Genomic DNA, 12,637 nt, shown 5'->3' on the forward strand with positions numbered 1-12,637 from the left:
GCGCCGAGGGGAGATACCCACTTCAGTGGTCCGAGGCGATTTCGATCTCGCGTGGGCTGGTGCGGCCGAGGGCCCGCGACGTTTCTCGAGAGGCTCGCACTCACGTCAATAACATGCAAATCATCACCTTAGCGCGTAGGTTTTGCACATCGGGGTGATCGCCAACCTGGGGACAATAATGGATCAGCGCGGCACGGTTACGATACGCCACGGGCTGCGGCAGGATGTCGCCCGCGTCTATGATGTCTATGCCGACGCGATAGAGATGATACGCGAGAGCGGGGTTCCGATCCGCCGGCGGCCGAGGCACGACATTGATCGCCTCTGCGAGCTAAGTCTCGGTGCCGACTTCTTGAGAATTGCAGAAGGCGAGGGCGGCGGTGGCGTAGTCGGATTCTCCGTCTCGACCAGACGGGAGGGCTGGCTCCATCTGGAGGAGATCGGTGTGTTGCGCGCATGGCAGCGGCGGGGGATAGGCTCTGCGTTGCTCAGGGTGTTGATCAAAGATTGTCTCGACATCGACTGCGTCGGCATCACGCTGACAACCGATCGATTGCTGCCGTTTAATGCGCCGCTTTATCGACAGTTCGGCTTCCGAGAACCCGGGCGGGAAGCTCCGCGCCATCTTCGGGACTTGCTCAGGCACGAGCGCGCACTTGGTCTTGATCCGCACCGCCGCGTTGGAATGCTCTTACGCAAGTCGGAGGTCGCTCCTGAAGCGCTAAGCGCGTGGAGCCCGGTCGTGGCGGCCCCCAACGGGGAACGGCGGACCAAGTCGGGATGACCGGACGCGCGCGGGGTCAGGTTGACCGCTTGTTTGCGGGCGGCGGAACTCACCGGAGATCGACTGTCCTCTCAGCCATCCTGCCGCATCGATCTACCCCAGAGGGGCCTCTGCCTGGCCCTGTCCTGGGCCCGGGCGCTCGGCATGAGCCAGCCGAACGCCGCCAGCCCCCAGGACCTGATGAGCGCCATGGCGGCGTGGGGCGGCTCGAAGAGGGACCTCCCGGCGCTGGTGCAGGCACTGGAACTGATCGCCGACCGCTCCGGCATCGCAGCCATGCCCCCGCGGGCCTCGATTTCCCGCCCGTCTTGGTCCATATCAGGGGCTCGTGCAGACCAGGAGGATTCGGCGGCATGGATACCGGCATCGCGACGGACGGCGGCGACATCGAGGGCGACATTAGCCGCCTGGAGATCCTGAAGGCGCTGGAGCGCAAGGTGCTCTGGCATGCCATGTGGACCATCCACAACGCCAACCACGTACGCGAGAGCCGGGACAACCTGAAGGTCGGCGGTCACCAGGCGTCCTGCGCCTCGGTCGCCACCCTGATGACGGCGCTGTACTTCGACGTGCTGCGCCCGCAGGACCGGGTCGCGGTCAAGCCGCACGCCAGCCCGATCTTCCATGCCATCCAGTACATGATGGGCCGGCAGGGCCGCGACGCGCTGGAGCGCTTCCGGGCCTATGGCGGCGCCCAATCCTACCCGTCACGCACCAAGGACAGCGACGAGGTCGACTTCTCGACCGGGTCGGTCGGCCTCGGCGTGGCGATGACGCTGTTCGCCTCGATGGTCCAGGACTACGTGCAGCTGCACAACCTGGTGCAGGACCCGGACGTCACCGCCCAGGGCCTCGGCCGGATGGTGGCGATCGTCGGCGACGCCGAGCTCGACGAGGGCAACATCTACGAAGCCATGCTGGAGGGCTGGAAGTACGACGTCCGGAACCTCTGGTGGATCATCGACTACAACCGGCAGAGCCTGGACGGCGTCGTGTCGGACGGCCTGTTCCGCAAGATCCAGGAGTTCTTCAAGACCGTCGACTGGCAGGTCGTGACCCTGAAGTACGGCAAGAAGCTGCAGCGCCAGTTCGCGCGCGCCGGCGGCGACGTTCTGGAGAAGTGGATCGACGACTGCCCGAACGGCCTCTACTCGGCGCTGACCTTCAAAGGCCAGTCCGGCGAGCCGGGCGTGTGGCGTGAGCGTCTGAAGCTCGACCTCAAGGGCGTCGCCGGGATCAAGGACATCCTGGAGGACCACGACGACCGCGACCTGCACCAGCTCATGACCAACCTGGCCGGCCAGGACATGGAGTCGGTGCTGGAGGCGTTCCACTCGGTCAAGGACGACCGGCCGCACTGCTTCATCGCCTACACGGTCAAGGGCTACGGCACGCCGCTCGCCGGCCACAAGGACAACCACGCCGGCCTGATGACGCCGGAGCAGATGGCGCGCTTCAAGGCCGAGCACGGCATCGCCGACGGCAAGGAGTGGGAGCTGTTCGAGCAGGCCGGCCTGCCGGCCGAGCGCTTGCGGAAGTACGTGCAGGGCGTGGCGTTCAACGCGCCGGGCTCGCGCATCCACTCGGCCCCGAAGGTCGAGGTGCCGGATACGCTCAAGCTGCGCACCAGCAAGACCACGTCGACCCAGCAGGCGTTCGGCGCCGTGCTGCACGAACTGTCGCGCGGCAACTCGGCGCTGGCTTCGCGGATCGTCACGACCTCGCCGGACGTGACGGTGTCGACCAACCTCGGTCCCTGGGTGAACCAGCGCGGCATCTTCTCGCTCGACGTCCGAAACGACGTGTTCCGTGACGAGGAGGTGGCGTCGGCCCAGAAGTGGATGCGCCACGGCGGCGGCCAGCATTTCGAGCTCGGCATCGCCGAGAGCAACCTGTTCATCATGCTGGCGGCGCTCGGCCTGTCCGGGCCGCTGTTCGGCACCCGGCTGCTGCCGGTCGGCACGCTGTACGACCCGTTCATCCAGCGCGGCCTCGATAGCCTGAACTACGCCTGCTACCAGGGCGCGCGGTTCATGGTGGTGGCGACGCCTGCCGGCATCACGCTGGCGCCGGAAGGCGGGGCCCACCAGTCGATCTCGACGCCGCTGATCGGCCTCGGCCAGCCCGGGCTCGCGACCTTCGAGCCGGCCTATGTGGACGAGCTGGCGGCGATCATGCGCTGGGGTTTCGAGTACATGCAGGCGGACGACGGCGGGTCGGTGTACCTGCGGCTGTCGACCCGGGCGCTCGAGCAGCCGGACCGTACGCTGAGCGAGGCGCAGACCGCCGACCTGCTGGCCGGTGCCTACTGGCAGGTCGAGCCGGCACCCGGTGCCGAGCTGGCGATCGTGTACAGCGGCCCGGTGGTGTCGGAGGTGCAGGAGGCCTTCGCCGAGCTGGTCGAGGACGTGCCCGGCCTCGGCATCTTGGCGGTGCCGTCGAACGACCGGCTGTACCACGACTGGCAGCGCCGGCTGCGCAAGACCGACGGCGGCGGTGCCGGAACCAGCCATGTCGAGCGCCTGCTGTCCCGGCTGTCGCCGCGCGCCGGCCTCGTGACCGTGCAGGACGGCCACCCGGCGGCGCTGAGCTGGATCGGCTCGGCCACCGGGCGACGGCTGTATCCGCTCGGCGTCGCGGCCTTCGGCCAGTCCGGCGACATCCCGGACCTGTACCGGCACTACGGCATCGACGCTGCCGCCATCGTCGACATGGCGGCGACGGCGTGCCTGGAGGCGGCGCGGGGGTAGGCTACGTCAGGCGGGGCGGCGTCGAAGCGCCTCCTCGGCGTTGAGCTGGTCGAGGCGGCGGCGCATCGCCTCCTCGCCCTTGACGACGGCGATGATCTGGCCACTCCAGGTATCGCTGATGCGGTAGGTGTCCGCGGTCTCCAGCGGGGCCGCGGCATAGCGGCGGAGTTGCTCCTCGGCCATCGGATCCTCCCTCTCGGTTGAAGTCGAGGTTGGACCCTTGAACGTGGGCACGATCCGGCCCCAGTCAACCGACCCCAGTCAACCGACCCCAGTCAACCGACCCCAGTCAACCGACCCCAGTCAACCGACCCCAGTCAACCGGGTGCCGGCCGGGGGCGTGCCAGCAGACGGCCGTCGATGCAGGCGAAGCCGGCGGCGATCAGCGCCAGGCCGATCAGCTGGCGGTCGGTCACCGTCTCGCCCAGCACGGCTACCCCGAGCAGCATGGCGCTGACCGGGACCAGCTGGGTCACCAGCATGACGTTGGTGGCGCCGGCGCTGGCCAGCACGCGGAAGAACAGGATGTAGGCCATCGCCGTGCTGACCAGGGCGAGGGCCAGCACGGACGCCGCGACATCGAGCCCCGGCATCGGCAGGGTCCACGGGCGGTCGACCAGCAGGGCGGCCGGCAGAACCAGCAGGCTGCTGGCCGAAAGCTGGCCGGTCGCCGTCACCAGCGGCGGCAGCGCGCGGAACCGCCGACCGAACACCCCTGCGCAGCCGTAGGACACGGTGGCGCCGACCACCGCCAGTTGGGCAGCCGCCGAGGCGTCGAACCCGGCCAGGGCGGCCGGCCCGATCATCACCGCCAGCCCGACCAGGCCGATCGCGATGCCGGCGAGCTTGGCCACCGGCAGCGGCTCGGCCCCGGCGGCGCGCGCGATCAGAGCGGTCCAGAACGGCGTCATGCCGTTGATCACCGCCGCCAGCCCGGCTCCGATCTCGGTCTGGCCCTGGAAGATCAGGCCGAACGGGATCAGGTTGTTAAGGATCCCCATGCCGGCGAAGTCGATCCAGGTGCGGCGGTCGGCCGGCAGGCGGTATCCGGCGACCCGGAGCACCACCAGCAGGGCGAGGGCCGCCAGCGCCACCCGCGCCAGGACCAGGGTCAGCGGCGGGACCGCCGTGACCGCGATCTTGGCGAACAGGAACGATCCGCCCCACAGCAGCGACAGGGCGATCAGGCAGAGCCAGTCGAGGCCCGACATGCGTGGCGGGACGGTGGCGCTCATGATCGACTCCGAGGCGGTTGGCGGCCGGAGACTGCCGGCGGAAGCCGCCGGTCGCCATCCGGATCTTGCGGCAGGAATGCCGGCCCCGAGCGGCGTTTTCACAGGCCGGCGCGCGACCGGCGGGCGGGGGCATGGTCTGTCGTCATACAATTTGAAGCCGGTCGGGCTCTGGAATACGGTCCGGAAATACCCCCAGGGAGGAACCAATGCGTATCGGCGTGCCGAAGGAGATCAAGAATCACGAGTACCGTGTCGGGCTGATCCCATCGAGCGTCCGCGAACTGGTGGCGCACGGCCACGAAGTGCTTGTCGAGACTCATGCCGGCTACGGCATCGGCCTCGACGACGAGCACTACGTGGCGGCCGGCGCCCGCATCGCGCCGACCGCCGACGAGGTGTTCGCGACGGCCGACATGATCGTCAAGGTGAAGGAGCCGCAGCCGGTCGAGATCGCGCGCCTGCGCAAGGGCCAGATCCTGTTCACCTACCTGCACCTGGCGCCGGACGAGCCGCAGACCCGCGGCCTGATGAAGTCCGGCTGCATCGCCATCGCCTACGAGACCGTCACCGACGCGCACGGCCGGCTGCCGCTGCTGGCGCCGATGAGCGAGGTGGCCGGCCGGATGTCGATCCAGGCCGGCGCCCACTGCCTGGAGAAGGCGCAGGGCGGCAACGGCACGCTGCTCGGCGGCGTGCCCGGCGTGGCGGTCGGCTCGGTGGTGATCCTGGGCGGCGGCGTGGTCGGCACCAACGCCGCCCGTATGGCGATGGGGCTGGAGGCGCGGGTCACCGTGCTCGACCGGTCGCTGCACCGGCTGTACGAGCTCGACATGCAGTTCGGGCCGACCCTGAACACCATCTACTCCACGCGCGACGCCATCGAGGAGTACGTGCTGACCGCCGACCTGGTGATCGGCGCCGTGCTGGTGCCGGGGGCGGCGGCGCCGAAGCTGGTGACCCGCGAGATGGTGTCGCGCATGAAGCGCGGCTCGGTCCTGGTGGACGTCGCGATCGACCAGGGCGGCTGCTTCGAAACGTCGCGTCCCACGACCCATGCCGAACCCACATATATCGTCGACGACGTGGTGCATTACTGCGTCGCCAACATGCCGGGTGGCGTGGCGCGGACTTCGACCTTCGCGCTGAACAACGCGACCCTGCCGTTCACGCTGGCGCTCGCCGACAAGGGCTGGCGGCAGGCGCTGGCGGACGACCATCACCTGATGGCCGGGCTGAACGTTCACGAGGGGCGGGTCACCTACAAGGCTGTCGCCGAGGCGCACGGCCTCGACTACACCCCGGTACAGGAGGCGTTGAAGCTTTGACCGAACCGTTGATGACCGTGGCGGAGCCCGAGGCGGACCGCAGCGTGCTGCAGGCCGTCGCCCGCGGCGCCCTCGGGCGCTGCCCGGCCTGCGGCGAGGGCCGGGTGCTGGAAGGCTACCTGAAGGCGACGTCCGGCTGTTCGGCCTGTGGGGAGTCCTACGATCACCTGCGTGCCGACGACATGCCGCCGTGGATGACCATCCTGATCGTCGGGCACATCGTCGTGCCGCTGCTGCTCATGGTCGAGCAGATCTGGCACCCCGACATGTGGCTGCAGATGGCGGTCTGGCCGGTGGTCACGCTGGCCCTGCTGCTGTTGTTCCTGCCGCGCTGCAAGGGCGCGGCGCTCGGCCTGCTGTGGGCGACCAGGGCCGGGCAGCAGGAAGAGCCGGCCGAATCCGAACCGGCTTCCTGAGGCTCAGGATTCCTAAGACTCCAGGCGGAAGATCTCGATCGGCGCATCGCGGCCCCTGACCATCCTGGGGCCGCATGCCGTCAGGCGGAAATCCGGACCCAACTGCTCGGCCGTGTCCCGGCTCAGCAGGATCGTGACGTCGCGGCCGTCGTCGATCTCGTGGCCCAGACGCTCGATCCGCTGGCAGGCGTTCACCGTGTCGCCGACGATCGTGTAGTTGATGCGGCCCGGAAAGCCGATGTCGCCGACCACGGCCGGTCCGCTGTGCAGGCCGACGCGAACCCGGATCGGCGGCTCTCCCGCGGCCCGGCGGCGCCCGTTGTCGTGGGCGATCGCCGACGCGATCGCCTGGGCTGCCCGGCAGGCCCGCTCGGCGCCGTCGGGCTGCAGTTCCGGCGCGCCCCAGAACGCCATGAGCGCGTCGCCGATATACTTGTCGATGGTGCCGGCCTCGGCCTCGACGGTTCGGCCGAGAATGCCGAAATGCCGGTTCAGGAGCCGCGCCGTCTGCTCGGCGGGCAGGGCCTCGGACAGCTCGGTGAAGCCGGTGATGTCGGTGAACATCACGGTCACCGGACGCAGGCTCGGTGCGGCCGGGGCCTCGGGGCCGAGGCGCATCAGGCGTTCGACCAGCCGGCGCGGCACGTAGGCCGCGAACAGCCGTAGCGCCGCGGTCATGGAGTTGAACGCCGCGGCCGCCGCGCTCACTTCCCGCAGCATCGTCTCCTCGACGCGGGGGACGGAATCGAGGTCCAGCCGGCGGACGTACTCCGCTGCCGCCGCCAGCTGCCGGGCCGGTCGGCTGACCAGCCGGCCGATCGCCAGGGCGAGAGCGAGCACGACCAGCAGCAGCACCGCCGCGACCTCGACCAGGGTCGTCAGACGGTCCAGCTGGACCCTGGTCTCGCTGGTGGCGATGTACGCGCCGAGCAGCAGCTCCTTCGGCCCGTAGCCGGCGAGCCGGGTATAGATCGCGAGGTAGCGCTGCCCGCCGGCATGGAAGAACCGGGCCTCGGCGTCCTCCAGGAAGCCGGTGTCGGGGGGCTCCTCGGTCGCCGGGTCGGCGCGCCACAGGTTGGCGAGAACCGGGTCGGTGAACTCCGAGAGCCTGGGCAGTGGATCGTCGTCGCTCAGGCCCGGGTAGCCGGCGAGGAACAGCGGATGGGCCAGGACCCGGTCGGGCCCGTACAGGACGAACGGCCTGATGCGGGCTCCCTGCTGCGGCCGGTCCGACAGGGCGACCATGAAGTCCGACAGCTGCTCGAGCGAAATGACGGCGGCCAGCGCGAGCATGCGGCCGCCGGGATCCGGGATCGGGCTGTAGAAGTTCAGCAGGCTGATCCGGGCCGTCTCCGCATAGAACGGGGCGCCCCAACGTCCGGCGCCGGCATCGGCGGCGCCGTCCATCGTGTCGCGGAACCGCCGGTCGCCGCTCCAGTCCGACCAGGCCATCCGGTTCCGGCTCGGGTCGCGCGTGACCCTGAACACCCGGTAGTCCCGGTCGACGACGGCGAGGGCGGTGATCTGGGGCAGTCCCGCCATCGCGGCCCGCAGGGTGGTGGCCAGTGCCGCGTCGTCGGTGGCGGATCGGGGGTCGCGGCCCAGCAGGTCCGCCAGTTCGTCGACCGCCGCCGCCACCGGGTCGAGATGGCTGGTGATCCCCTGCCGCAGGGCGGCGATCGACAGGTCGGCGTTGCCGTGCAGGAGCTCCAGCGTGTTCTTCAGCGCGACGCCGTAGCTGACGAACAGCACCGCGCCGCCGGCAAAGGCCGACAGGGCGAACAGGCACGCGCCGGCGAGCAGGGAGACCGGTAGCTTCGGCAGCCGCATTTCGCCTTCCGTCGCTGGAGGCCCGTCGTGCCTCGCCATTATAGGCGGTGACGAGCGGTTCGGGCGAGCCGTCGCCCTACCAGCCGAGCCGATCCTTCAATTTGAGCAGGCCCATCGCCGCGACCAGGGTCGGGGTGCGCAGGATGCCGCCCGGGAACGGCAGGTGGCGCACCCGCTCGACCAGGCGGAACCGGCTGTCGTCGCCGGCGACCGTCTCGGCCATCAGCTTGCCGGCGAGGCCGGTCAGCGCCATGCCCTGGCCGGAGAAGCCCTGGGCATACAGCACGTTCGGCTTCAGCCGCCCGAGGTCCGGAATCCGGTTGTGGGTGATCCCGATCAGCCCGCCCCAGGCGTACTCGACCGCGACGTCGGTCAGCTCCGGAAACACCCGGCGGAACCGGCGGGCCAGCCAGCCCTTGAGGCCGACCGGCGTGGTCGCGGAATAGCTGGCGCCGGCACCGAACAGCAGGCGGCGGTCGGCGGTCAGCCGGAAGTAGTCGAGGGCGACGTTGCAGTCGGCGACCGCGACGTCCTGCGGGAACAGCCGGCGGGCCCGTTCCTCGCCGAGCGGTTCGGTGACGCCGACGAACGACGCCACCGGCATCAGCCGGCGGCGGATGCTCGGCACCAGCCGCCCGAGATAGGCGTTGCCGGCCAGCACCAGGGTGTCGGCCACGACGGTGCCGCCGGGCGTGCCGATCCGGACGGTCGTGCCGTGCTCGATGGCGGTGGCGGGCGACTGCTCGAACAGGCGGGCGCCGGCCGCCTCCGCCGCGCCGGCGAGGCCGCGCAGGTAGGCGAGCGGGTGCAGCTGGCCGCTGCCGGGCTCGAGCATGCCGCCGACGTACAGGTCGGTTCCCAGGACCGAGCGGACGGCGGCTCCCTCGACGATGCTGGGGCCGGTGTAGCCATAGCCGGCCCACTCCGCGACGGTCTCGTGCAGCTCGCCGAGCTGGCGGCGGTTCAGGGCGGCGATCAGGTAGCCCCAGCGCAGGTCGCAGTCGATGCCGTGGCGCTCGACCCGGTCGGGGATGTCGGCGATCGCCTCGCGCCCCATGTCCCAGAACGCCTGGGCGTCGGCCCGACCTACGGCGGCCGCGACCCGGTCCATCGACGCGCTGAAGCCCTGCACGATCTGGCCGCCGTTGCGGCCCGAGGCGCCGTGGCCGATCGTCTCGCTCTCCAGCAGGACCGTGTCGATGCCGCGCTCGGCCAGATGCAGGGCGGCCGAAACGCCGCACAGCCCGCCGCCGACCACGCAGACCCTGGTGCGGACGGTCCCGGACAGCGCCGGGCGCGCCGGCGCCGCGGGCACCGTCGCGTGGTACCAGGTCGCGGGCGCGGTCGCTGCTGGCGGGGCGGTCACCGGAGGCAGCTCATACGGTGGTCAGGTACCATCGCCATTCGAGCGGGGTCACCTCAGCCTCGAAGTCGCGCCGCTCGCCTTCCTTCACGGCGTGGAACACCCGGCGGAAGCCCTCGCCGAACCACTCGGCGACGAAGTCGCTGCTGGCGAAGCGGTCGAGCGCCTCGACCCAGGTCTTCGGCACCGAAGGCTTCTCGGTCTCGTAGGCGTTGCCGTCGATCGGCGGCGGGGCCTCGGCCCGTGTCTCGATGCCGTGCAGGATGCCGGCGAGCACGGCGGCGGCCACCAGGTAGGGGTTGGCGTCGGCGCCGGCCACCCGGTGCTCGATGCGGGTCGCGGCGGCGGAGCCGGCGGGCACCCGGAACGCGCAGGTCCGGTTGTTGTAGCCCCAGCACGCCGACATCGGGACGTAGTTGTGCGGCCGCAGCCGCTTGTAGGCGTTGGCGGTCGGGGCGAACAGCGCCATGCAGTCGCTCAGCGTCGCCGCCAGCCCGCCGATCGCGTGTTCGAGCGTCGGCGAGCCGAGCTTGCCGCCGTCCGGGTCGGCGAAGATGTTGTTGCCGTCGGCGTCGAGGACGCTTGTGTGAATGTGCAGGCCGTTGCCGGAGTCCTCGCTGAACGGCTTGGCCATGAAGGTGGCGTTCATGCCGTGGGCGCGCGCCACGCCCTTGACCGCCCGCTTCAGCATGATCGCGTGGTCGGCGGCCCGCACCGGGTCGGCCTCGTGGGTCAGGTTGATCTCGAACTGCCCGGGGGCGTACTCGGCGGACGCGGCCCCCGCCGGAATCTGCTGCAGGCGGCAGGCGTTCGCCACGTCGTCCAGCACCGCCTCGAAATCGTCCAGCTCGTCGAGCCCGTACACCTGAGTGGTCGCCTGGCGGGCGCCGGTCACCGGCGATACCGCCGGGATCGGCGGCGCATGGTCCTCGCGCTTGCGGTCGATCAGGTAGAACTCGAGCTCGAGCGCCACCACCGGCGTCAGGCCGCGCGCCCTGTAGCGGTCGAACACCCGCTGCAGCACGACCCGCGGCTCGGCGAAGAACGGCACCCCGTTGGGATCGGTCATGGTCAGCATGACCTGCGCCGTCTGCCGGGCGGTCCAGGGAACCGGCACCAGGGTCCCCGGCACCGGCCGGCACGGGTAGTCGGCATCGCCGAGTTCCCAGACCAGCCCGGTCTCCTCGACCGAGTCGCCGGTCACGTCGGTGCCGAACACCGAGGCCGGGAACGCGGCTCCCTCCTCGAAGATGCCGGGCAGCTGGTCGCGGCCGATGCGCTTGCCGCGGACCACGCCGGATATGTCGGGAAGCAGGATGTCGATCGTCGCGACGTCCGGATGCTGGTCGAGGAAGGACTGCGCGATCAGGCGAGGGGAGGCGTCGGACCCGGAGGTCCCTTCGGGAGACATGGGACACGCATGGCGGTTGATGATCTCACTGCATACCACGCCAGGACCTCCGGCGGGAGGGGAATTGCCCCGGACGCCCTGCCGGCCCCGGCTGCCGTCGCGTCGGCCACCGCCGCGTCGGTTGCCGCTGAGTTGGGGGGCGGTGTATGTCTGGCCGTCCCTTCACGCGAGGTCCCATGACCGTAGATCTGGAAGCCTGGATCAAGGAACGCCGCATCACCGAGGTCGAGTGCATGGTCTCCGACCTGTCGGGGATACCGCGCGGCAAGATCCTGCCGGCCGGCAAGTTCCTGAAGGCGATCGGCGAGCAGGGCCTGCGGATTCCCGAGTCGATCTTCGGGCTCACCGTCACCGGCGACTACATCGAGGAATACGACCTCGACCCGCGGGCCAGCGACGTCTATCTGCGTCCGGTCGCCGAGACCATCCGTATGGTGCCCTGGTACAAGGAGCCGACGGCGCAGGTCATCTGCGAGGGCCACTACTTCGACGGCACGCCGGTTGATGTGGCGCCCCGGCACGTGCTGCGCCGGGTCCTCGACCTGTACGCCGAGAAGGGCTGGCGGCCGACCGTGGCGCCGGAGCTCGAGTTCTTCCTGGTCAAGGTCAATGCCGACCCCGACTACCCGCTGGAGCCGCCGATCGGCCGCTCGGGGCGGCCCGAGACGGCCCGGCAGGCCTACGGGATCGACGCGGTCAACGAGTTCGACCCGCTGTTCGAGGACATCTACGACTACTGCGAGGCGCAGGAGATCGACGTCGACACCCTGACGCACGAGTCGGGGGCCGCGCAGCTCGAGATCAACTTCAACCACGGCGACCCGTTGGAGATCGCCGACCAGACGTTCCTGTTCAAGCGGACGGTGCGGCAGGCGGCGCTCGACCACGGGGTGTACGCCACCTTCATGGCGAAGCCGATGCAGCACGAGCCGGGCTCGTCGATGCACGTCCACCAGTCGGTGAGCGACATCGAGACCGGCCGCAACCTGTTCGCCGACGCCGACGGCGGCAACTCCGGGTTCTTCCTGAACTACATCGGCGGGCTGCAGAAGTACCTGTCGGCGTCGATGCCGCTGCTGGCGCCGTACGTGAACTCGTACCGGCGGCTGATGCCCGACACCGACGCGCCGATCAACGTGCATTGGGGAATGGACAACCGAACGGTCGGCTTCCGGGTGCCGATCTCGAAGCCCGAGTCCCGGCGGGTCGAGAACCGGGTCGCCGGCGCGGATGCCAACCCGTACCTGGCGATGGCGGCGTCGCTCGCCTGCGGCTATCTGGGCGTGATCGAGGAGCTGGAGCCGTCCAAGCCGATCGAGGGCAGCGCCTACCAGCTCGCGGTCAACCTGCCGCGGCATCTCGAGGATGCGCTTCTGCGGCTCAACCGGGCCAAGCCGCTGCGCGAGATCCTCGGGCAGCGTTTCGTCAACGTGCTGACGACCGTCAAGGAGTCCGAATCGCGCGCCTACCAGCAGGTGATCAGCGCCTGGGAGCGCGAGTTCCTGCTGCTCAACGTCTGACCG

At 70.0% G+C, this 12,637-nt stretch carries 10 protein-coding genes; 5 read left to right on the forward strand and 5 right to left on the reverse strand.

The features are described from left to right. Positions 1-178 precede the first annotated feature (178 nt). Together IE246_RS20710 and IE246_RS20715 are read left to right on the forward strand one after the other, a co-directional pair. Positions 179-784 (forward strand): GNAT family N-acetyltransferase, encoded by a 606-nt coding sequence (locus tag IE246_RS20710; protein WP_189993212.1) that lies wholly within the window; start codon positions 179-181, stop codon positions 782-784. Between the two features lie 353 nt (positions 785-1,137). After that, positions 1,138-3,534, forward strand: a complete 2,397-nt coding sequence (locus IE246_RS20715; protein WP_189993214.1) for a thiamine pyrophosphate-binding protein — start codon at positions 1,138-1,140, stop codon at positions 3,532-3,534. A gap of 6 nt (positions 3,535-3,540) precedes the next feature. Here IE246_RS20715 and IE246_RS20720 read toward each other — a convergent pair whose 3' ends face one another. Continuing rightward, positions 3,541-3,717 carry a hypothetical protein gene (locus IE246_RS20720; protein ID WP_189993215.1) on the reverse strand — a complete coding sequence of 59 codons (177 nt, stop codon included), beginning with the start codon at positions 3,715-3,717 and terminating at the stop codon, positions 3,541-3,543. Positions 3,718-3,851: 134 nt separating this feature from the next. Further along, positions 3,852-4,769 (reverse strand): DMT family transporter, encoded by a 918-nt coding sequence (locus tag IE246_RS20725; protein ID WP_229837421.1) that lies wholly within the window; start codon positions 4,767-4,769, stop codon positions 3,852-3,854. Positions 4,770-4,975: 206 nt separating this feature from the next. Between IE246_RS20725 and ald the strand changes: the two genes are divergently transcribed. Next, positions 4,976-6,094 carry an alanine dehydrogenase gene (ald, locus tag IE246_RS20730; RefSeq protein WP_189993217.1) on the forward strand — a complete coding sequence of 373 codons (1,119 nt, stop codon included), beginning with the start codon at positions 4,976-4,978 and terminating at the stop codon, positions 6,092-6,094. Beyond that, positions 6,091-6,510 carry a DUF983 domain-containing protein gene (locus IE246_RS20735; protein WP_229837422.1) on the forward strand — a complete coding sequence of 140 codons (420 nt, stop codon included), beginning with the start codon at positions 6,091-6,093 and terminating at the stop codon, positions 6,508-6,510. Before ald ends, IE246_RS20735 begins: the two co-directional genes overlap by 4 nt. Before the next feature lie 12 nt (positions 6,511-6,522). Here the strand turns inward: IE246_RS20735 and IE246_RS20740 are convergent, their stop codons facing one another. From IE246_RS20740 to IE246_RS20750, 3 genes are all read right to left on the reverse strand, one after another. Continuing rightward, positions 6,523-8,340 (reverse strand): adenylate/guanylate cyclase domain-containing protein, encoded by a 1,818-nt coding sequence (locus tag IE246_RS20740; RefSeq protein ID WP_189993219.1) that lies wholly within the window; start codon positions 8,338-8,340, stop codon positions 6,523-6,525. Between the two features lie 76 nt (positions 8,341-8,416). Next, positions 8,417-9,706 carry an NAD(P)/FAD-dependent oxidoreductase gene (locus IE246_RS20745; protein ID WP_229837423.1) on the reverse strand — a complete coding sequence of 430 codons (1,290 nt, stop codon included), beginning with the start codon at positions 9,704-9,706 and terminating at the stop codon, positions 8,417-8,419. A 10-nt stretch (positions 9,707-9,716) separates the two neighbouring features. Continuing rightward, the gene (locus tag IE246_RS20750; protein ID WP_189993221.1) at positions 9,717-11,114 is read right to left on the reverse strand and encodes a glutamine synthetase family protein; all 1,398 of its coding nucleotides are present in this window, start codon (positions 11,112-11,114) and stop codon (positions 9,717-9,719) included. Between the two features lie 176 nt (positions 11,115-11,290). Between IE246_RS20750 and IE246_RS20755 the strand changes: the two genes are divergently transcribed. Continuing rightward, a complete protein-coding gene (locus IE246_RS20755; RefSeq protein ID WP_189993223.1) occupies positions 11,291-12,634 on the forward strand; it encodes a glutamine synthetase family protein in 1,344 nt (447 codons plus the stop codon). Positions 12,635-12,637 lie beyond the last annotated feature (3 nt).

Origin of the sequence: Thalassobaculum fulvum, assembly GCF_014652915.1 — a bacterium.
Classification (GTDB): domain Bacteria; phylum Pseudomonadota; class Alphaproteobacteria; order Thalassobaculales; family Thalassobaculaceae; genus Thalassobaculum_A; species Thalassobaculum_A fulvum.